The sequence below is a fragment of the Pseudomonas syringae genome (assembly GCF_000737245.1).
Classification (GTDB): Bacteria; Pseudomonadota; Gammaproteobacteria; order Pseudomonadales; family Pseudomonadaceae; genus Aquipseudomonas; species Aquipseudomonas syringae_J.
The window spans coordinates 161,923-183,199 of record NZ_JPQU01000067.1; the positions used below are offsets into that span (position 1 = coordinate 161,923).

Annotated in this window: 18 protein-coding genes and 1 pseudogene; 7 read left to right on the forward strand and 12 right to left on the reverse strand. The window is 57.7% G+C overall.

Going from position 1 to position 21,277, the window contains the following annotated elements:
* Window positions 1–155: 155 nt before the first annotated feature.
* Window positions 156–1,532, reverse strand: coding sequence for a signal recognition particle protein (gene ffh / locus IV01_RS04375; protein ID WP_032630846.1), 1,377 nt, complete (start codon window positions 1,530–1,532; stop codon window positions 156–158).
* Window positions 1,533–1,742: 210 nt separating this feature from the next.
* On the opposite strand from ffh, the gene IV01_RS04370 reads away from it, so the two are divergent.
* The 4 genes from IV01_RS04370 to IV01_RS04355 all read left to right on the forward strand — a co-directional run bounded on the left by IV01_RS04370 (window position 1,743) and on the right by IV01_RS04355 (window position 6,451).
* Window positions 1,743–2,555 carry a cytochrome C assembly family protein gene (locus tag IV01_RS04370; protein WP_032630847.1) on the forward strand — a complete coding sequence of 271 codons (813 nt, stop codon included), beginning with the start codon at window positions 1,743–1,745 and terminating at the stop codon, window positions 2,553–2,555.
* 13 nt (window positions 2,556–2,568) lie between these two features.
* A complete protein-coding gene (locus tag IV01_RS04365) occupies window positions 2,569–3,825 on the forward strand; it encodes an HlyC/CorC family transporter (RefSeq protein WP_032630848.1) in 1,257 nt (418 codons plus the stop codon).
* A gap of 332 nt (window positions 3,826–4,157) precedes the next feature.
* Window positions 4,158–5,480 (forward strand): MFS transporter, encoded by a 1,323-nt coding sequence (locus IV01_RS04360; RefSeq protein ID WP_032630850.1) that lies wholly within the window; start codon window positions 4,158–4,160, stop codon window positions 5,478–5,480.
* A 251-nt stretch (window positions 5,481–5,731) separates the two neighbouring features.
* Window positions 5,732–6,451, forward strand: coding sequence for a WbqC family protein (locus IV01_RS04355; protein WP_032630851.1), 720 nt, complete (start codon window positions 5,732–5,734; stop codon window positions 6,449–6,451).
* 53 nt (window positions 6,452–6,504) lie between these two features.
* On the opposite strand, the gene purT is transcribed toward IV01_RS04355, so the two are convergent.
* The 4 genes from purT to IV01_RS04335 form a co-directional block, all read right to left on the reverse strand.
* Window positions 6,505–7,686 (reverse strand): formate-dependent phosphoribosylglycinamide formyltransferase, encoded by a 1,182-nt coding sequence (gene purT / locus IV01_RS04350; protein WP_032630852.1) that lies wholly within the window; start codon window positions 7,684–7,686, stop codon window positions 6,505–6,507.
* Window positions 7,687–7,785: 99 nt separating this feature from the next.
* On the reverse strand, window positions 7,786–8,253 hold the full coding sequence (locus tag IV01_RS04345) for a VUT family protein (RefSeq protein WP_032630853.1): 468 nt from the start codon (window positions 8,251–8,253) through the stop codon (window positions 7,786–7,788).
* Between the two features lie 194 nt (window positions 8,254–8,447).
* The gene (locus IV01_RS04340; RefSeq protein ID WP_032630854.1) at window positions 8,448–8,645 is read right to left on the reverse strand and encodes a DUF1289 domain-containing protein; all 198 of its coding nucleotides are present in this window, start codon (window positions 8,643–8,645) and stop codon (window positions 8,448–8,450) included.
* Window positions 8,646–8,690: 45 nt separating this feature from the next.
* Complete coding sequence (locus IV01_RS04335; RefSeq protein WP_032630855.1) at window positions 8,691–9,287, reverse strand: CoA pyrophosphatase; 597 nt, start codon at window positions 9,285–9,287, stop codon at window positions 8,691–8,693.
* Between the two features lie 157 nt (window positions 9,288–9,444).
* Here IV01_RS04335 and IV01_RS04330 point away from each other — a divergent pair, with 157 nt between their 5' ends.
* Together IV01_RS04330 and IV01_RS04325 are read left to right on the forward strand one after the other, a co-directional pair.
* On the forward strand, window positions 9,445–9,996 hold the full coding sequence (locus tag IV01_RS04330; RefSeq protein ID WP_032630856.1) for an NUDIX hydrolase: 552 nt from the start codon (window positions 9,445–9,447) through the stop codon (window positions 9,994–9,996).
* A gap of 187 nt (window positions 9,997–10,183) precedes the next feature.
* Window positions 10,184–10,603, forward strand: a pseudogene (locus IV01_RS04325) (L,D-transpeptidase family protein); the annotation flags it as partial.
* Window positions 10,604–10,743: 140 nt separating this feature from the next.
* Here the strand turns inward: IV01_RS04325 and IV01_RS04320 are convergent.
* Both IV01_RS04320 and purL read right to left on the reverse strand, forming a co-directional pair.
* Complete coding sequence (locus IV01_RS04320; protein WP_032630859.1) at window positions 10,744–11,055, reverse strand: YqfO family protein; 312 nt, start codon at window positions 11,053–11,055, stop codon at window positions 10,744–10,746.
* Window positions 11,056–11,059: 4 nt separating this feature from the next.
* Complete coding sequence (gene purL / locus IV01_RS04315; RefSeq protein ID WP_032630860.1) at window positions 11,060–14,956, reverse strand: phosphoribosylformylglycinamidine synthase; 3,897 nt, start codon at window positions 14,954–14,956, stop codon at window positions 11,060–11,062.
* Between the two features lie 201 nt (window positions 14,957–15,157).
* Between purL and mltF the strand changes: the two genes are divergently transcribed.
* Window positions 15,158–16,618: a membrane-bound lytic murein transglycosylase MltF gene (gene mltF, locus IV01_RS04310; protein ID WP_080290387.1), complete on the forward strand. Its 1,461-nt coding sequence runs from the start codon at window positions 15,158–15,160 to the stop codon at window positions 16,616–16,618.
* A gap of 149 nt (window positions 16,619–16,767) precedes the next feature.
* Here mltF and tadA read toward each other — a convergent pair whose 3' ends face one another.
* The 5 genes from tadA to IV01_RS04285 all read right to left on the reverse strand — a co-directional run bounded on the left by tadA (window position 16,768) and on the right by IV01_RS04285 (window position 21,176).
* Window positions 16,768–17,250 carry a tRNA adenosine(34) deaminase TadA gene (gene tadA / locus IV01_RS04305; protein WP_032630862.1) on the reverse strand — a complete coding sequence of 161 codons (483 nt, stop codon included), beginning with the start codon at window positions 17,248–17,250 and terminating at the stop codon, window positions 16,768–16,770.
* Window positions 17,251–17,345: 95 nt separating this feature from the next.
* Window positions 17,346–17,738: a hypothetical protein gene (locus IV01_RS04300; protein WP_032630863.1), complete on the reverse strand. Its 393-nt coding sequence runs from the start codon at window positions 17,736–17,738 to the stop codon at window positions 17,346–17,348.
* Window positions 17,739–17,771: 33 nt separating this feature from the next.
* A complete protein-coding gene (locus IV01_RS04295; RefSeq protein WP_032630864.1) occupies window positions 17,772–19,094 on the reverse strand; it encodes a hypothetical protein in 1,323 nt (440 codons plus the stop codon).
* 109 nt (window positions 19,095–19,203) lie between these two features.
* On the reverse strand, window positions 19,204–20,577 hold the full coding sequence (locus IV01_RS04290) for a multicopper oxidase family protein (RefSeq protein ID WP_032630866.1): 1,374 nt from the start codon (window positions 20,575–20,577) through the stop codon (window positions 19,204–19,206).
* Window positions 20,578–20,771: 194 nt separating this feature from the next.
* Window positions 20,772–21,176: a DUF6632 domain-containing protein gene (locus tag IV01_RS04285; protein ID WP_032630867.1), complete on the reverse strand. Its 405-nt coding sequence runs from the start codon at window positions 21,174–21,176 to the stop codon at window positions 20,772–20,774.
* Window positions 21,177–21,277 lie beyond the last annotated feature (101 nt).

Below are 21,277 nucleotides of genomic sequence, written 5' to 3' on the forward strand. Positions count from 1 at the left end.
TTTGCAAATGTCTTTTTCCGGCGCCTATCGGCATGCCATCAAGATTTGCCAAGAAACCGCCTGTATCGACGGCTGGTGTGTGCCCGCAAAGCGGGCATTTGCGGGAGGTGAACCTCCCAGTGGTGAGGCGCGCGAATCACTCCGCGCGCGATACATCACATCTTTGGCATGCCACCGCCGGGCAACATTCCGCCCATGCCGCGCATCATTTTCTGCATTCCGCCTTTCGCGGAGAATTTTTTCATCATCTTCTGCATCTGTTTATGTTGCTTGATCAGACGCCCGATATCCTGAACCTGAGTCCCGGAGCCCATCGCAATGCGACGCTTGCGCGAACCGCTGATCAGCTCAGGGTCGCGGCGCTCGGCCGGGGTCATGGAGTTGATGATGGCCTCCATCTGCTTGAACTGCTTCTCTGCAGCGCCCTGGGCATTGCCCATTTGCGAGAGATTGACGCCGCCGATGCTTGGCAGTTTATCCATGAGCCCGCCAAGGCCGCCCATATTCTTCATTTGTTGCAGCTGATCGCGGAAGTCTTCGAGATCGAAGCCTTTGCCCTTCTTCAGCTTCTTGGCCAGCTTGTCGGCCTTGTCCTTGTCGAGGGTCTGTTCGGCCTGCTCGATCAGGCTGAGCACGTCGCCCATACCCAGGATGCGTGAAGCGATACGGTCCGGGTGAAACGGTTCGAGCGCGTCGCTCTTCTCGCCCATACCAATGAACTTGATCGGCTTGCCGGTAATTGCACGCACGGACAACGCCGCACCGCCACGGGCATCGCCGTCGACCTTGGTCAGGATCACACCGGTCAGCGGCAGAGCATCGCCGAATGCCTTGGCGGTGTTCGCCGCGTCCTGACCGGTCATGGCATCAACCACGAACAGGGTTTCAGCAGGCTTGACCGCCGCATGCAGGCCCTGGATCTCGCCCATCATCTCGACATCGATGTGCAGACGGCCAGCGGTATCGACGATAACCACGTCGATGAATTTCAGCTTCGCTTCCTTGATAGCCGCCTGAGCGATCTCGATCGGCTTCTGGCTGATATCGGACGGGAAGAAAGTGACGCCGATGTCGTTGGCCAGGGTCTCCAGCTGCTTAATGGCCGCAGGACGGTACACGTCCACCGAGACCACCATGACGGTTTTCTTTTTGCGCTCCTTGAGGAACTTGGCCAGCTTGCCCGCGGTGGTGGTTTTACCCGCACCCTGCAAACCCGCCATCAGGATGACTGCCGGAGGCGTGACGGCGAGGCTCAGCTCTTCGTTGGCCGCCCCCATCATGTCTTCCAGTTCGGCCTGGACGATTTTCACGAACGCCTGGCCCGGCGTCAGGCTGCGGGACACTTCAGTGCCGACAGCGCGTTCCTTGACCTTGTTGACGAAGTCTTTGACCACCGGCAAGGCAACGTCGGCTTCGAGCAAAGCCATACGCACTTCGCGCAAGGTGTCTTTAATGTTGTCTTCAGTCAGCTTCGCCTTGCCGGTGACGTGGCGAAGGGTCTGGGAGAGACGGTCTGTCAGGTTTTCAAACATGCGCGATCCTTTCAGGCTCTTGTCGAACCCCGGTTGGTGCGGCCCGGCCCGTAGTAAATATGGCGCTCGGCGAGCCTGCGGCTTGAGCAGGTCGCGGATTATAGCGAAGACTCCGCTGCACGGACACTACGGAGTCTGCTTCTGTGGTCTTTCGTGAAATGTCGGTTCTATGCCAAACTCAGCGCCTTTGCGGCCCGTCCATCAGGATTTATGTTCCCTTTGCCACCCAGCCTGCTCCCCAGCCTCGCCGCCGCCTGTCTTTACGCCGCTGCGACAACCTATCAAGGCATCCGCCTCAGTCAGGCGACACGAGCCGACAAACGGCTGCTTTGCCTGCTCGGCACGCTGGCAGTTATTGCCCATGCGTTCGGACTCTTTTCGCAACTGATCCGGCCGATCGGGCTTGGCCTGGACTTCTTCAGTGCCGCCAGCCTGATCGCATTGGCTGTCATCGCCCTGACGCTGCTGGCCACTGCGCGCATCCCGGTGGAAAATCTTCTGGTGCTGCTGTTCCCGCTGGGCTTGATCACAGTACTGCTCGCGCAGTTCGCTCCGGTCGGCACCGTGCAGCCCATCGTTGAAGAACCCGGCATCCTCAGCCATATCCTGCTGTCGATCCTGGCGTACGGCATGTTCACCATCGCGGTGTTCCAGGCGCTATTGCTGCTTGTTCAGGATTACCAGCTCAAGCACAAGCACCCGTCCGGGCTGATCAAGAACTTCCCCCCCCTGCAAACCATGGAAAGCCTGCTGTTCGGTTTTCTCTGGGCAGGCTGGTCGCTGCTTTCGCTGTCGCTGATTTCCGGCTGGCTGTTCGTCGAAAACCTGTTCGCCCAGCATCTGGTGCACAAAACCCTGCTGGCCTGTCTGGCGTGGGTGGTGTTCAGCGTGCTCTTGTGGGGTCGCAACCGGCTCGGCTGGCGCGGACACAAGGCTATCCGCTGGACTCTGGGCGGTTTTTGCCTGCTGATGCTGGCCTATTTCGGCAGCAAGCTGGTACGCGAATTCATTCTGCACATCTGACGGTCCGCTGATTATGGATAATTTGCCTATCGGCCCCATGCTGGGTGTCGTGGCCCTGCTGATCCTCTGGTCTGCGTTGTTTACAGCCATCGAAGCTGCTCATCAGCAGCTCAGGGTGCTGCGCAGAGCTGACCGACGTATCAGCGCCGCACTGCCAAGGCTTGAATTCAAGCTGGCCAGCCTGATCTTCAGCAACACCCTGGTCAAAGTGCTGATCACTGTCATCGCCACCCTGCTGGCGGTCAATTACTGGTTCTACAACGGTCCGACGCTGGCCTGGATCCTGGTAACCAGCGTGACGCTGATCTTCGCCGAGCTCATCCCGCGCAGACTCGCAGCGCGCCATCCGGCGGCCATTGTGCACATGGCGAACGGCCTGTTGCGTTTACCGATGAAGATGGTTTGGCCGCTAGCCTGGGTATTCAGCGTCATTGCCAGCAATCTGCTGCGTCCATTTGCGAGAAATCACAAGCTCGCCGCAGAACAGGATGCTGACCAGGAGTTGCCGGCCGATGTACATGATGTGCATCACGATGGCGTCAACGAGCATCATCCCGGCCGCTCGCCCGTGTTGTCAGGCATTCATGCGCTGGACAGCATCACCGTCAATGACATCCTGGTGCCACGCAGCGAAGTGGATGGCGTCAACCTGGATGACTCCATTGAACAGATCATCGAGCGCCTGATCATTTCCCGACACACCCGTCTGCCGGTCTACCACAACGATATCAACCAGGTTCAAGGCGTCCTTAATACCCGGCAGATCAGCCACTTGCTACCCCAGGCGCAGTTGACCAAGGAAGCGTTGCTGGCCGCCTGCTACGAGCCCTACTTCGTGCCGGAAAGCACGCCACTCCAATTGCAGTTGCTGAATTTCCATAAGCAACAGCGCCGTTTGGGCGTGGTGGTGGATGAGTATGGCGAGGTGTTGGGCATCGTCAGCCTGGAAGACATTCTCGAAGAAATTGTCGGCGAATTCGAAAACGAGCAGACCCTGGACAACCCGCACATCCACCCGCAGGCCGATGGGCGTCTGGTGGTGGATGGTGCAGCTTCAATCCGCGATCTGAACAAGAGTCTGGGCTGGCACCTGCCGTCCGATGGGCCGAAAACCCTGAATGGGCTGGTGACCGAAGCGCTGGAAACCATTCCCGAAAGCGCTGTATGCCTGAAGATCGGGCCGTATCGCCTGGAAATCCTGCAGACCGAGGACAATCGTGTCACGCGCGTGCTGATGTGGCAGAACACCTCGAGCCGCGCCGTCAACTAGATCGTCATCACAGACCGTTTGAAAACCAGCACGGTGGGATTCAAACGGTCTGATCAGACGCTTGTTATGCACCCGGGACCCTTCCTATAATCGAGCCGCTTACCCAGCTCGCCGATCCCGGTGCCACCCGCGCCGCATGTGATTCGGCCAGTCACTCAGCCTGAAATGTACCGCGTTTCTTCTTGGTCACCGCCCTACCCCTGGCGTGACCAAGCCCCCTGCCCACATCCGGGCTAACCTGATCAGCGCTGTACCCCAACAATAATTAATGTTGCCGCCGGTGTTTGTCCTGAAGACGCATCGACAGGCGAGAGACTGTCAGGAATACCCATATGACGACGACTTCTGCCGTTCATGAGAATGAACTTGCTCAGGCCAGACCGGCCAATTCCGCGACCCGCGTTGCTACCGCCAGCTTCATCGGCACCGCCATCGAGTTCTACGATTTTTATGTCTATGCCACCGCTGCCGCTCTGGTGATCGGCCCGGTATTTTTCCCACAGACCTCCGGCACGGCACAGATGCTGTCGGCGTTTCTGACGTTCGGCATTGCCTTCCTTGCCCGGCCACTAGGCTCGGCACTGTTTGGTCATTTCGGCGATCGTATCGGGCGTAAATCTACGCTGGTGGCGTCCTTGCTGCTGATGGGCGTGTGCACCACGCTGATTGGCGTCCTGCCGGGCTACGCAACCATCGGTGCCTGGGCGCCCATACTGCTTTGCGTGCTGCGGTTTGGCCAAGGCCTGGGGCTGGGCGGCGAATGGGGCGGCGCGGCTTTACTCGCCACGGAAAACGCCCCGAAAGGCAAGCGAGCCTGGTTCGGCATGTTTCCACAACTCGGCCCCTCCATCGGCTTCCTGGCCGCCAATGGTCTGTTCCTGACCCTGGCCATGACTCTGAACGACGAGCAGTTCCGTTCATGGGGCTGGCGCATTCCGTTTCTGCTCAGCGCGGTCTTGGTGATGGTCGGCCTGTACGTGCGCCTGAAACTTGAAGAAACCCCGATCTTCGCCAATGCCATCGCCCGCCACGAACGGGTAAAAATGCCACTGGTGGAGCTGTTCAGCCAGTACTGGGCCCCGATGCTGCTGGGTGCCGCGTCGATGGTGGTCTGCTACGCGCTGTTTTATATCTCGACGGTGTTTTCCCTGAGCTATGGAGTTTCGACCCTCGGCTACAGTCGCGAGACATTCCTTGCCTTGCTGTGCTTCGCTGTGCTGTTCATGGCTGCAGCAACGCCACTTGCCGCCTGGGCCAGCGACCGATTCGGTCGGCGCCCGGTGCTGATTGTGGGCGGCGTGCTGGCGATTCTTTCCGGATTCACCATGGAACCCTTGCTGACCCACGGTACGACCTGGGCCGTAGCGCTGTTTCTGTGTATCGAGCTGTTCCTGATGGGCGTGACCTTCGCGCCGATGGGCGCCATGCTGCCAGAGCTGTTCCCCACCCGGGTTCGCTATACCGGAGCGTCAGCGGCATACAATCTGGGAGGCATCGTCGGAGCTTCGGTTGCACCCTTCTTCGCTCAGAAGCTGGTAGCGATGGGCGGCTTGAGCTGGGTTGGAGGGTATGTATCGGCAGCTGCGCTGATTAGCGTGATTGCTGTGCTGTGCCTGAAGGAGACACGCGACGCGGATCTGGACAAAATCACATAAACCTAGCGCGTGTCACTTTGTTGACACCCGACCAGTATTTAACACCACTGGTCGGCCAACCTACTAATAAAGCTACCATTGGTCATCGCCAATCACGGAGATGACTATCCTCAAATCGTCGGGGAATTTCTGAAATACCGAGCAACGATCAATTGCCTTGGTGCCTGACTGTCTTCATGACAATGAAAGCCTTGTAGCAGTCCACACCATGAGCAAACCGGTCTGATCATCAACGGTCTTTCAGGAAGCACATGGACAGCACACTCGGCGTCATGCAGCCTTACTTTTTCCCCTACCTTGGGTACTTTCAACTGATCGCTTCAGTAAAACGCGGAGTGATCTTTGACACCGCGCAGTACTGCCGCAAGAGTTGGATGAACCGCAACCGGATACTCGATGGCAAAGGCGGCTGGCAGTACATCAGTGTCCCGGTAAGTGCCAGCCTTGGGACCTCTATCCAGTCCACAACTGTGATTGACCCCCCTGCAGCGCTGCAACGAATCCTGGGCCAGCTAGAGCACTATCGCGGCAAGGCGCCGTTCTACAAACCCGTGCGAGAATTGGCCAGAACCGCGTTCGCGTCATTTACGGAGGGCGGGCTTGGCGGGTTGAACACCCAAACTATCAGAGCCACTTGCGATTACATGGGCCTGAATTTCAGCTGGGCGCCATATTCAGAAATGGAACTCCAGCTACCACCCATTCAGCACCCCGGCCAGTGGGCACTGGAGATCAGTAGCAAACTGGGGGCGAGTAGTTACATCAATGCTTCCGGTGGGCGGGATATCTTCGTTGCCAGCGAGTGGCAGCAACGAGGGATAGAACTGCGTTTTATGGATCTGTCGACTTACGCCTATGACACCTTGCCTTACGCTTTCATCGCAAACCTGTCGATCCTCGACGTACTGATGTGGAACCCGCCGGGCGACGTGATCACTTACATTCGTGAAAACACCCGAACAGCCCGCTGAACTACCCAACCACGGTTACCGAAGGGCAACCGTGGCGAGAGTATGGGGCGTGCTTACAGCTGAACTTTTACCGCACGTGAAGCGCGGGTCGCCTTGGCACGTGCAGCTTCGATCGATTCGTCACGCGCCAGGGCAACACCCATGCGGCGCTGGCCGTTGACTTCAGGCTTGCCGAACAGGCGCAGCGCGGTATCAGGCTCGCTCAGGGCCTGACCCAAATTGGCAAAGGTGGTCTGGGTAGACTGGCCTTCTACCAGAATGACTGCCGATGCCGAGGGCCCGAACTGGCGGATCAACGGAATTGGCAGCCCCAGAATCGCTCGGGCATGCAGTGCAAACTGCGAAAGGTCTTGAGAAATCAGGGTCACCAGGCCGGTGTCGTGCGGGCGCGGCGAGACTTCGCTGAACCAGACTTGATCGCCCTTGATGAACAACTCGACACCAAACAGACCACGACCACCCAACGCCTCAGTCACCGCCTTGGCCACGCGCTCTGATTCAGCCAGGGCAATCGGGCTCATGGCTTGCGGCTGCCAGGATTCCTGATAGTCGCCCTTCTCCTGACGGTGGCCCACAGGGGCGCAGAACGTCGTGCCGCCCTCATGACGCACGGTCAGCAAGGTAATTTCGTATTCGAAGTCTATGAAACCTTCGATGATGACTCGACCTTTACCTGCGCGGCCGCCTTCCTGGGCGTAATCCCAGGCCGTTTTCACGTCGTCAGCGGTGCGCAGCAGGCTCTGGCCTTTGCCCGAAGAACTCATCACCGGCTTGACCACGCAAGGGAAGCCCAGGTCTTCCACGGCCTTGCTGTAGTCTTCGAAGGTATCGGCGAAATGGTAAGGCGAGGTCGGCAGGTCCAGCTCTTCAGCGGCCAGACGGCGTATACCTTCGCGGTTCATGGTCAGCTGTGTCGCGCGGGCGGTCGGGATCACTGTGAAGCCTTCGGCCTCCAGCTCAACCAGAGTGGCGGTGGCGATAGCCTCGATTTCCGGCACGATGTAGTGCGGCTTCTCTGCTTCGATGACGGCCCGCAGTGCGGCACCGTCAAGCATGTTGATTACATGGCTGCGGTGGGCGACCTGCATTGCTGGCGCATTGGCATAACGATCAACAGCGATCACTTCAACGCCCAGGCGCTGCAGTTCGATCACGACTTCCTTGCCCAGCTCGCCGCAACCGCAGAGCAATACTCGGGTCGCGATAGGCGACAGTGGAGTTCCGATTTGAGTCATGTCAGGTCCTCGTGGAGCAGATATCGAGGGCAGCCCGCCAGTGTGCGAGCGACCGCTGTGGGGAAAGGCGCGCAATTTACCACGAAGCCCGACAAATTCTCAGCCTGCGCAAGCGTTCTTGCGTGCTCGCCAGACCATGATCAGCCAGACGGCGGTCACACCGGCAAACTTGGAGAGTAACGCGGTCAGGATCACGGGCGTGGTCAGCGCGTCGATCAGCCCGAAAAAGATGAACGTATCGACCGGAATACTCAACGCCGAGCTGAGCCACAGCCGGTCGTGCAACGGGCGCTTGGTGATGGTGAAGACCAGCCAGTCGATACACTCCGAGACAGCGAAAGCGGTGGCACTGGCCAGGGCGATGGTCGGATCGGAGGTCACATAAGACAACACCAGTGCCGCCAGCATGGCGATGATAGCGCCGTGACCGAAACGGGTTTGCACCATGTCGCGCAATACAAACACCAAGCCTCCCCACGCCGACCAGATGACATCCAGATGAGGGGCGGTGGAAAACGCAAAATTGATCAGCACAACGCTGCTGATATAAGCGATCAGGAAGAGCATGGGCGAGGCTTATGTGGCGGGAAAGGTTAGCAATGGTATCAGCAGGTGCAACCCTGTGGGATCGGTGCTTGGTCTGGGCCGCATCCGGACGATAAGAGCACCGCGATTTTTCAGATGGATCGCCTAAACCTTATCGTCCGGATGCGCCCCAGACCAAGCACCGCTCCCACAGGGGACTGAGGTGCACCATTCGATCAGGATAGCTTCCACACCAACCCACCCGCCTCGGCACGCTCATGGCAAAGCCTGAGCACCGCACGGCGCTGGTCGTTGTCCATGGCATGCCAATCGGTGATTTCCTTGACGGTACGCTGGCAACCCAGGCAGATGTCGGCGTCGTCCAGCGCGCAGATGCTGACGCAGGGTGAAGCGACGCGGCGTTCGATTTCCATCTTTATTCCTGGTTCTTCTTTATGCATTCTGCGATCCATTAACTTTCAGATCACAAAATGTTCAGGCGGGTGATGGAGGCTGATGTTGCTGTCATAGAGCACATTGATCAACTCAACAATCATGATCGCCGTCAGCCCCCAGATTTTGAACTCACCGTACCGATAGCTGGGCACATACCAACTGCGACCCTGGTAGTCGATACGATGGGTGTGCTCACGCGTGTCCTGACGGAAAAACTCCAGGGGCACGCTGAACACAGCGGCGATCTCCGCATCGTTGGGACGATACTCAACGAAATCGGGGATCAGCCCCACATAAGGGGTCACTTTTATCCCGTGCTTGGAGATCAGCGGACTGAGCGGACCTACCACCTCGACCAGGCCGGGTGGCAAGCCTATCTCCTCCTCAGCTTCGCGCAACGCGGTGAATATCAAGTCAAGGTCTTCGGGGTCTCGGCGCCCGCCCGGAAAAGCCACTTCGCCGCCGTGGGTCGATAGCCCGCTGGCGCGCAGGGTCAGGATCAGCTCCGGTTCGGCACTGCGAGTAATCGGCAGCAAAACCGCAGCCTCTGGAAAACGTCGATCCGTTTCGAGAGTGCTCGGCGTATGACTGCTTACACGGCGGAGTAGCTCGTCCAGCATGGGAAATCTCGATCTGTTGCCTACCCCGCATCATGCACCAAAGTGGCGAACTGCCCAACCCCTTGTAGGACAAGCCGACACGATACTCACTCGTCGCTTGCCGAGCCCCTGTCAGGCACGCCAAGATAGCCACTGAATTCAGCAATCGAACGACCCCATGAAATTCTGCAGCCAGTGCGGTAATCCGGTCATCCAGAGCATCCCTGAAGGCGATAGCCGTTTGCGCTACGTCTGCGGGCATTGCCACTTTATTCATTATCAGAACCCGAATATTGTCGCAGGCTGTCTGGCAGTCCTCGATAACAAGGTGCTTTTGTGTCGCCGCGCCATCGAACCGCGCCTGGGTTTCTGGACCTTGCCTGCCGGTTTCATGGAGAACGGCGAAACCATGGAACAAGCTGCTCGCCGGGAAACCATTGAAGAGGCCTGCGCGACCCTGGGTGATCTGGATCTGTACATGCTGGTCGACGTGCCACACATCAATCAGGTCCATGTGTTTTATCGCGGCGAACTGGCCGTCCCTGAATTTGCCGCAGGGGTCGAGAGCCTGGAAGTGAGTCTTTTCGATGAGGCCGACATTCCATGGTCGGAGCTGGCTTTCATGACGGTGCGCCGTACCCTAGAATGCTTTTTCGCAGATCGGCGCCAGCAGCTCTATCCTGTGCGCACCGAAGCCCTGCCGCCATCGCGGCCCATTCAAGACACTTAATCAGGCCAGCCCATCAAGGCGCCGCTTCAGGGATACCGTTTCGATGCGTTGGTTGCTCGCTGCTATGTGCTTGTCATTCATGCCGTTGTCCCAGGCATCTTTCACTCAGACCATTGTTCCCAAGGGCAGCGAGCAGAAGATCGTCGGCGAAAAGGTGATCAACACCGAAAACATCGCCGATCGCAAGATTGAAAAGGTTCTGGTCCTCAAATCCCAGCGGCAGTTACAGCTGATCAGCGGTGGCGAAGCCTTGAAGACGTATCGCATTTCTCTGGGCAAGCAACCCAAAGGGACCAAACTCATGGAAGGCGATCAGCGCACGCCGGAAGGGTTTTATTGGCTGGACTGGCGCAAGACCAGTACCAACTACAACCTGTCGATGCACATCTCCTACCCCAACGTAGCCGACGCCGAACGCTCGAAACGTGAAGGTGTAAAACCCGGGAGCATGATCATGATTCACGGCACGCCGGTGGATGAGGAGTATCCGGAGTGGTACTTCCATACCCTGGACTGGACCAACGGCTGCATCGCCATGAAGAACAACGATATGCGCGAGGTCTGGGGTCTGGTGAAGGACGGCACGATGATTGAGATCAGGCCGTAGAAAGAAGGTACTGCTTACATACATCGGACGTGGGACCGGCTTTAGCCGGGAAAGCGGAGTTTCTACCAAAGTAGATGCAGCGGATGTACTTGCCTCTTCCCGGCTAAAGCCGGTCCCACGACATCAATCCACCCATTACCTTAGAAATCTTCCAGCCGCCAAACCTCATAGGCCGGCGTTTCGTAGGGATGGCTCTGCTTGAGAGCCACCACCACTTGATGAATCAGCTTGTCAGCCACGACAAGCTCGACCTTCCACTCCTGCACTTGCTCAACCACACCGCCCTGCCCGATAAATGGCTGACTGCCATCCAGCGGACGGAACTGGCCGTGGCCCAGCACCTGCCATGAACACTGATCGTAAGCACCGATTCGCCCTGCCCCAGCGGCGAATACGGCACTTTTGACCTGCTCTACATGGCTCTCAGGTACAAAGAACGCCAGCTTGTACACGGTGTCAGTTCACCCAGGCACGCGCATTGCGGAACATGCGCATCCACGCACCGTCTTCGTTCCAGTCTTCCGGACGCCAGGAGTTCTGCACGGCACGGAAAACCCGCTCAGGGTGCGGCATCATGATGGTGACGCGACCGTCGAGGCTGGTCAGGCCGCCGATACCGCGCGGCGAACCGTTCGGGTTGGCTGGATAGGCTTCGGTGACTTTGCCGTGATTGTCGACGAAACGCAGGGCTACCGTACCGGACACATCGGCAGCAACCAGTGCTTCATCGCTGGCGAACTCGGCGTGACCTTCCCCGTGAGCAATGGCGATCGGCATACGCGAACCGGCCATGCCTTGCAGGAAGATCGACGGCGATTCCTGGACCTGCACCATGGCGACCCGCGCTTCGAACTGCTCGGAGCGGTTGCGCACAAAGTGAGGCCACAATTCGCTGCCAGGAATGAGTTCGTGCAGGTTGGACAGCATCTGGCAACCGTTACAAACACCCAGGGTGAAACTGTCCTGACGTTCGAAGAAGCCCTGGAAGGCGTCACGAGCGCGAGCGTTGAACAATGCCGACTTGGCCCAGCCCTCACCGGCACCCAGTACGTCGCCGTAGGAGAAGCCGCCGCACGCGACCATGCCCTTGAAGTCGTTCAAGTCGACACGACCGGCAAGGATGTCGCTCATATGAACATCGATTGCGTTGAAACCGGCGCGGTCGAAAGCAGCTGCCATTTCAACCTGACCGTTCACACCCTGCTCACGCAATACTGCGACTTGTGGACGCACGCCAGTCTTGATGTAAGGCGCGGCGATGTCTTCGTTGACGTCGAAGCCGAGTTTGACGCTCAGGCCTGGATTGTCTTCTTCCAGCAGCGCATCGAATTCCTGATCGGCACATTCGGCGTTATCACGCAGACGCTGGATCTGGTAGCTGGTTTCCGCCCACTGACGTTGCAGCAAACGACGCTGGCCGCCGAACACCGGCTCGCCATTGAAGCTGATTGCAACTTCGTCGTTGTTGACCGGCTGACCGATCACCGCAACGCAATCTTCCAGACCGGCAGCGCTGAATTGTGCGAGCACGTCCGGAGTGGCGTCCTGACGAACCTGGATAACAGCACCCAGCTCTTCGTTGAACAGAATCGCAGGCAGCTCGGCTGAAGTTTCAGCCAGGCCATCCATGTACAGATTCAGACCGCAGTGGCCGGCGAAGGCCATTTCCAGCGCCGTCACCAAAAGACCACCATCGGAACGGTCATGGTAAGCCAGCAGGTGGCCATCGGCGTTCAGACCCTGAATGACGGCGAAGAACGCCTTCAGGTCTTCAGCGTCGTCAACGTCCGGTGCAACACGTCCGAGCTTGCCGTGAGTCTGGGCAAGAATCGAAGCGCCCATGCGGTTCTGACCGCGGCCCAGGTCGATCAGGATCAGGTCGGTAACGCCCTTGTCCATGCGCAGCTCTGGGGTCATCGTCTTGCGGATATCAGTTACCGGCGCGAAGCCGGTCACGATCAGCGACAGCGGCGAAGTCACGCTCTTTTCGGTGCCCTCATCGCTCCAGCGGGTTTTCATGGACATGGAGTCCTTGCCCACTGGAATGGTGATGCCCAGAGCCGGGCATAGCTCCATGCCGACTGCTTTTACGGTGTCGTACAAACGAGCGTCTTCGCCAGGGTGACCGGCAGCAGACATCCAGTTGGCCGACATCTTGATGTCAGAGAGTTTCTCGATGCGCGAGGCAGCAATGTTGGTCAGAGTCTCACCAATCGCCATACGACCGGATGCCGGGGCGTCCAGCAGAGCCAGCGGCGTACGCTCGCCCATGGCCATGGCTTCGCCGGTTTCAACGTCGAAGCTGGTCGCTGTCACGGCCACGTCAGCCACCGGCACCTGCCAAGGTCCGACCATCTGATCACGAGCAACCAGACCGGTAATGCTGCGGTCACCAATGGTGATCAGGAAGCTTTTGCTGGCAACGGCCGGGTGATGCAGAACACGTTGCACGCTTTCTTCGATATCCAGCACGCTTGGGTCGAAGTCATCACCCAGCTCGGTTTCGCGATCAGCACTGCGGTGCATACGCGGAGCCTTGCCCAGTAGTACTTCCAGCGGCATGTCTACCGGGTTGTTACCGAAGTGACTGTCGGTCACGGTCAGTTGTGGCTCTGCAGTTGCCTCGCCGACTACCGCGAACGGGCAACGCTCACGCTCGCAGATTTCCTTGAAACGCTCGAAATCCGCAGCACCCACGGCCATCACGTAGCGTTCCTGGGATTCGTTACTCCAGATTTCCAGCGGGGCCATGCCCGGTTCGTCGTTTGGCACGTTACGCAGTTCGAAACGGCCACCGCGACCGCCATCGTTCACCAACTCGGGGAAGGCGTTGGACAAACCACCTGCACCGACGTCGTGGATGAAGCTGATCGGGTTCTTGTCACCCAACTGCCAGCAACGGTCGATGACTTCCTGGCAGCGACGCTCCATTTCAGGGTTTTCACGCTGAACCGAAGCAAAATCCAGATCGGCAGAGCTGGTACCGGTGGCCATCGACGAAGCTGCACCGCCGCCCAGACCGATCAACATCGCCGGGCCGCCCAGCACGATCAGCTTGGAGCCGACCGTGATTTCGCCTTTCTGCACGTGTTCGGCGCGGATGTTGCCCATACCGCCTGCGAGCATGATCGGCTTGTGGTAACCACGAACCTCATCGCCATGCGGGGTGCTGATGGACTGTTCGAACGTACGGAAATAACCGGTCAGTGCCGGACGGCCGAATTCGTTGTTGAATGCAGCGCCGCCCAACGGGCCTTCAAGCATGATGTCCAGCGCGGTGACGATACGCTCAGGCTTGCCGTAGTTCACTTCCCACGGTTGTTCGAAGCCGGGAATCTGCAGGTTGGACACGGTGAAGCCGGTCAGGCCTGCCTTTGGCTTGGCACCACGACCGGTTGCGCCTTCGTCGCGAATCTCACCGCCGGAGCCCGTCGACGCACCCGGGAAAGGAGCAATCGCCGTCGGGTGGTTGTGAGTCTCGACCTTCATCAAAATGTGCACTGGCTCCTGCACCGCGCCGTACTGGCGGGTTTCAGGGTCCGGAAAGAAACGACCCGCTACACTGCCGACGATCACCGAAGCGTTGTCCTTGTAAGCAGACAGTACGCCTTCGCTGTGCATCTGATAGGTGTTCTTGATCATGCCAAACAGGCTTTTTTCCTGGCTTTCGCCGTCAATATCCCAACTGGCGTTGAAGATCTTGTGACGGCAATGCTCGGAGTTCGCCTGGGCAAACATCATCAGCTCGATGTCGTGGGGGTTGCGCCCCAAGCCATTGAAGCTGGTGACCAGATAATCGATTTCATCTTCAGCCAGGGCCAGACCGAGTTCGGTGTTGGCTTTCTCCAGCGCAGCGCGACCGCCACCCAGCACATCGATTGCCGTGAGCGGCTTGGGTTCAGCGTGAGTGAACAGGCCTTCGGCCTCCTGCACAGAACCCAGCACCATCTGCGTCATGCGATCGTGCAGCAAGCCGGCGATGATTTGCGCGTCAGCTTCATTGAACAGGCCTTCTACATAGAAGGTAATCCCGCGTTCAATACGCTTGACCTTGGTCAGGCCGCAGTTACGGGCGATATCGCTGGCCTTGCTCGACCATGGCGAGATAGTGCCAAATCGTGGCATCACCAGGAACAGCCGACCGCTTGGCTCTTGAACCGGCACGCTTGGGCCGTATTTCAGGATGCGAACGAGAACTTCCTGTTCCTCGCTGGTCAGATCGCCAGCAACTTCAGCGAAGTGGGCGAATTCAGCATACAAGCCACTGACGGCCGAAACTTTTTGTTTCAGCTGCTCAAGTAATTTGCTGTGGCGGAAGGCAGAAAGGGCAGGAGCACCGCGCAGGATCAACATCTTCGGGACAGCCTCGGGAAGGGGTGTGCTTTGAGGCCGTGCATTCTAGCCTAAACCGAGTGTTTGAGCATCCGAAACGGGCAGATTGAAGGCGTCCGGATGTCGGCCGGTCCAGTTTGCCGGATCAGAGCCCCGGCTCTAGCAGACCCTAGCCTCGCTGTCGAGATATGGCACCGGTCGTCCTTTGCGTATACTGCACCGATGTTTTCCCAATCAGATCTCCGCCCTCGTTGTGCCAGATGGCTCATCGCAACCGGACTCTTCCTGATGCTCAGCGCCTGTGTGGATAAACCCAACACACTGGAGCGAGTAAAGGAGGATGGCGTTCTGCGCGTTGTAACCCGCAACAGCCCGGCGACCTATTTTCAGGATCGCAACGGTGAAACCGGTTTCGAGTACGAATTGGTCAAGCGTTTCGCCGAAGATCTGGGCGTCGAGCTGAAAATCGAAACCGCCGACAACCTCGATGATTTGTTCGATCAGATGCAGAAACCAGGCGGCCCGGTGCTGGCCGCTGCCGGCTTGATCGAAACCGAGCAACGTAAAAAGCAGGTCCGCTTCTCTCACCCGTATCTTGATGTCACGCCGCAAGTCATTTATCGAAACGGGCAGTCGCGGCCTACCGACGCCAGTGATCTGGTGGGCAAACGCATCACCGTCCTCAAAGGCAGCAGCCATGCCGAACAGCTGGCGGCGCTGAAAGCGAAAAATCCAGCCATCGAATATGAAGAATCCGACGCGGTTGAAGTCGTCGATCTGCTGCGCATGGTGGACGAAGGCCAGACGGACCTGACGCTGGTGGACTCCAACGAACTGGCGATGAATCAGGTGTACTTCCCCAATGTCCGGGTGGCGTTCGATCTGGGCGAAGGCAAAGAGCAGCGCTGGGCTGTCGCCGCAGGCGAAGACAACAGCCTGCTCAACGAAATCAACGCTTACCTCGACAAAGTCAGCAAAAACGGCACCCTGCAACGTCTGAAAGACCGCTATTACGGGCACGTCGACGTTCTCGGCTACATGGGTGCCTACACCTTTGCCCAGCATTTGCAGGAACGGCTTCCCAAGTATGAGAAGCACTTCCGGGCGTCAGCCAAAAAAGAACAGGTCGACTGGCGTCTGCTAGCGGCTATTGGTTATCAGGAATCGCTGTGGCAACCGAGCGTCACGTCCAAGACTGGCGTGCGTGGTTTGATGATGCTGACCCAGAACACCGCGCAAGCCATGGGCGTTTCAAACCGACTGGATGCCAGACAGAGCATTCAGGGCGGCGCCAAGTACTTTGCCTACGTAAAGGATCAGCTGGACGACAAGATTTCAGAGCCGGATCGCACATGGTTTGCTCTAGCTTCCTACAACGTTGGTAGCGGCCATCTGGAAGATGCGCGCAAATTGGCGGAAAACGAGGGCCTGAATCCAAATAAATGGCTCGACGTGAAAAAAATGCTACCGCGCCTGTCGCAGAAAAAGTGGTACAGCAAAACACGTTACGGTTATGCCCGAGGCGGTGAACCAGTGCACTTTGTTGCCAATATTCGCCGCTATTACGACATTCTGACCTGGGTCACGCAGCCACAACTGGAAGGCAACCAGGTCGCGGAAGGCAACTTGCATGTGCCAGGCGTGAACAAGACCAAACCACCTGAAGAGAACCCACCGCTTTGATGTCTACCTCGACATCGAGGTGATGGAAACCCCGTGGGAGCGAGCTTGCTCGCGAATGAATCATTCAGAGCCCAGAAGCCATCTGGGTTTACACCGGCTTCTTCGCGAGCAAGCTCGCTCCCACAGTAAAAGCATTCAGAGACGATTAATTACCCCTTCGCCCTTCTCATCCTGAAAAACTCGCTGAGCATCGCTCCGCACTCCTCTCCCAGAACCCCGCCCTCGAACAACACACGATGGTTGAGAAAGCCCTGGGAGAAGAACTGACCCTGGCTTTGAACAATGCCAGCCTTTGGCTCAAGCGCGCCGTATACCACTCGGGCAATCCGCGAATGCACGATCAGTCCGGCGCACATGCTGCAGGGCTCCAGCGTGACGTACAGGGTGCTGCCCGGCAGTCGATAATTGCTGACTGCCTGAGCCGCCGCACGCACGGCGACCATCTCGGCATGAGCACTGGGATCGCTGCCGCTGATGGGGCAGTTGAAGCCTCGGCCAATGATTTCGCCGTCCTGCACCAACACCGCGCCCACTGGCACTTCGCCCAGCGCCGCCCCCTGGGCTGCCAGCGCCAGCGCTTCGCGCATGAAGTCCTGATCGCGACTGCGGTCGATGATCTGTGGCTGACGCATGCTGAAAACCTCGATAGCGACCCAAAGCGGGTAGGAGCCGGAAAAGGCGACATCCTAAAACTGTGCGGCGCGTAACTCCACACCGTTTTGACCCGCTATTCTCGAGAGCGCCACGACAGCCTGGTGCTGAGGGTGGATATGCCCAGGTCCTGAAGCTTACGCATGAACGGAACCAGACAAGCGCCACCATCCGGGCGGTAATGCCCAGACGCGTCATTGATCAGCCCGATGACCTCTTCCACCTCAAAGAATTGCTGCTGCCGGATGATCCTGAGCTCCCCGGCGCAAATCACCGGCTGCCCGCTGGCCAACTGACTGTGACGCACATAGGTGGCATGGCTTTCCCGGTGATCCCACAACTTATAGATGATGGCGCCGTCCGGGGTATAGACCCAGGTGTAACTGTCGCCCGTCGAGTTGGGCTTGAGCAATTCAGTACGGCGAGTCTTGAGATTCTCACCCACCAGACGCCCGTCATGCACGCCCATTAACTGGCCTACACCGTCGATGCTGGAAGGGTCTTAATTACGCCAGCGCAAGAGATCGCCAATATAGGGCAACAGGCCCATAGGGTAGGTTTTGCCGTTGTAGTCAAAGGGCCGATTGTCGTCACTGCGCCAGAGCCAGGGATAGATCGGCCAGCTTGCAACCAATTCCCTGCGCGCACCAACGCCGGCAAACCAGCGATTCATGCTCTTGAATGCGCCATATCGGCAGTAACCGTTCACTATCAGCTCAAAACTTTCCAGCTTCCAGGCGGATCCGTAAACACTGTTACCCACCTGATAAATATTGATTTCCGCCAGGTCGGTTATGGTCACGTGCTGTTTGCCCAGTAGCTCTCGGAAATCAAGTTCTTTGTTGACCCAGGCGCCACGTTGCGGAGCATCGAACAGCGTAACGACTTGGTGCGGATAACCTAACGCCAACAAAATAGCGTCACCGGTGCCCGACCAGTAGTCATCGGACAGGCGAGCCATAACTTCAAGCTTATGCACCAGCATCTTTCCCGGTGCTCTGGGGCGATCAACTTCAGGTTCAGGTCTAGGGATGCCAAGTTTCCAGACTGCTTTATGCTTTTCGGAGACTTCGTAAGCGGGTTCCACGACGAGGGGAATGTCGCGGTTATCGTCATAGCTGACGACACCCTGACCACCCACATTGAACAGCTCTCCTGTGGAAGTCAGCTGCCATTGCTGCTCCTGTAAGGAACTGTTTACAGGCTCGCAGACCAGCTTCCCGGCCTTCAAGGCCAGTCCAAGCTTGCTGTTTTGATGAATCAGCGCGCCCTTTTCGAATAGCCACGCATCTGGACGTGTCACTTCATCAGGTATCACGACCAGATTCAGAACCCCCGCCTCGTAAACCAATTGGCCGTGCTCATTGCACAAGGTAAACGCGCAACCCGGCAGCATGTCGAGCAACTGATTATCTTCAGGGGACGGCGCTCTGCCGATCCAGCTGCGCACATTGAGAATGAACCAGGACTGTAAGTAATCGTCCTCTTGGCCCGGTTCTGAAAAAACCAGTGTCCGGTTGGATGAGTCACTTTGAATGACATTGACGTCCTTTATCCCTTCCAGAGAAATGACGCCGCTAATCATCAGCTCGGAATCGTAAGCCACCATACAAATCGCATCACGTTGATCCCGATAGCGGAAACACCAGTATTGATAGCCTTCGTACTCAATGACCGGCAAGTGCGGGCGGGATCCTCCAGGCCTGAGCACATTATCTTGCGGAAATCCGCCACTTACGGTCGAACTGCAATAAGCCGGCGGCTGCGGCGCATGATTCGCAGGAATCCATCTGATGACCGGCTCATAAATGGAAAAATTGTCCAATTAAACGCTCCTGTTGCTGTGAATTAAGGAGCGTTCAATAAAATACAAATTATTCGAGGCTGGGCGGTACTTATCTATCGGGACTTATCTACCCGTGATGGGACAGCTCTTACGCAACCTCGATAGCCGCCATCAAACCGGTCTCCATGTGATCAATCACATGGCAATGGAACATCCACACGCCGGGGTTATCAGCGACCAACGCGACCTGGGCGCGCTCATTTTTGCCCAACAGGAATGTGTCGGTGAAGTACGGGATGATTTTTCTGCGATTGGAGGCGATGACCTTGAAGCTCATTCCATGCAGATGGATCGGGTGCTGGTACTGGGTCATGTTCTTGAGTTCGAAAATATAGCTCTTGCCCAGTTCCAGCTTCGCAATGGGTCGATCCGCGCAGGTCTTGTCGGTGATATCCCAGGCCTGGCCGTTGATCTGCCACAAGCTCGGCGGTTTGCCGTTGTCGACATTGACCGACACCGAGCCGACCCATTCAAAATTGAAGTTGAGCTTCTCGGCATTTTCCAGATCAGGCTCCGCAACGGGATTGGCTGGCAGTTCCGGCGGCCACTCGCCAGGAGCCTCTGTGCTGGCAACCGAACGAAACGTGCCAAGACGCACAGGCCCATTACGAAAGGACAACTCTTCCCCGGCTGGGGGCGCCTTGATCGCCAGGCAAATGCGCATGCCGGGGCCGAGCCAATAGTCCTTGCCCAGCGGACGCGGCTTGATCGGATTGCCATCCAGCGCGTAGATCTGCGCTTCAGCGCCCGGCAGGTTGAGGCGATACGTCACGGTATTGTCGAGATTGAGAATCCGCACACGGGTGATTTGCCCGGCCGGCAGCTCGATAACCCCCTGAGGGATGCCATTAATGGTGGAGAGCCGCCCTGCCGTGCCTTCCCGAGCAGCCTCGCGGATCACACTGAATTCAGTGAACGCGCCCACCTCGTCCACATGCCAGCTTTTGAGGCTGACGGTGCGCTCATGCTTGAAACCGGTCGGCTCGCGCTCTTCGATAATCAACGGCCCGACCAGCCCGCGGCCCAGCTCTTCACTGCTGCTGACATGGGGGTGATACCAGTAGCTGCCAGCGTCGGGCACGCGAAACTTGTAATCGAAGTATTCGCCAGGCTTGACCGGCAATTGCGAGACATAGGGCACGCCGTCCATCTCAAGCGGCAATCGAATCCCATGCCAGTGAATGGTGGTTTCCACTGGCAGGTGATTGATGAAGCGCAAACGCAGCCACTCACCTTGACGCACCCGCAATTCGGTACCCGGCGCAGAACCACCAAAAGCCCAGGCGGGCGTCTGATGTCCAGCCACCAGCTCAACATCCAGCGGCGCGGCGATCAATTCAAAGTCATGCCCTTCCCCCGGCCCGCGACGGCCCAGCCAATACCGGGAAGCACCGCCCGCTCCTAACCCCACTGCAGCAAGACCTACAAGGCCTCCGAGTATTTGTCGACGGGTAAAGGACATAAGCGCAGGTACCTCAAAATCATCACGAGCCGCATCTGAGAGTCGATGCGAGGGGCGAATAAGATACACCTGCATTTGGGAAAAATTAAGCGTCGATATGTCGCAATGACCACGCTGCCAAATACTGCTTATAAAAAAGGCCGGGCAACCTCAACGGTTATCCCGGCCTTTCTGATCAATCATTCAGCGAACGGTCAATGCGGTACAAGCGACTTATCGCCGCGTGGCGTGAAAAACGCCAACGCCGCAGCAGCGATGAACAAGGCAGGCACATCACCGGCTAAATGGCCGAGATGGCTGACTCCATCCGTTCCGACAACAAAAGACTGCCAGGTCATGATTGCTCCATGCACGACACTCGACCACACAGTGAACCAAATCAGACTCAAATGCTTCACCGGATCACGCGATGCAATCAGCAAGAACACGCCAAGCGTCGCATAGATGCCGACGATCATTAGCGGATAGTCAGAATGCCCGCTGTGCCAAGCCCAACCGGACGGCCACAGGATCATCAGCGGCCAGAACGCGAATACAGCGATCAGACCTACAACAATCAAAACAATACGCAAGGCAGCAAGTTGTTGGGTGTCGTTCATGGCCGGCTCCTTGTTGCGGCAGGTGAATCGCCGTCACTGGACACCAGTGAGTATAGAACTCTCTCAAACGCATATCTCGTCAACCAATACCGTCAGTCTTT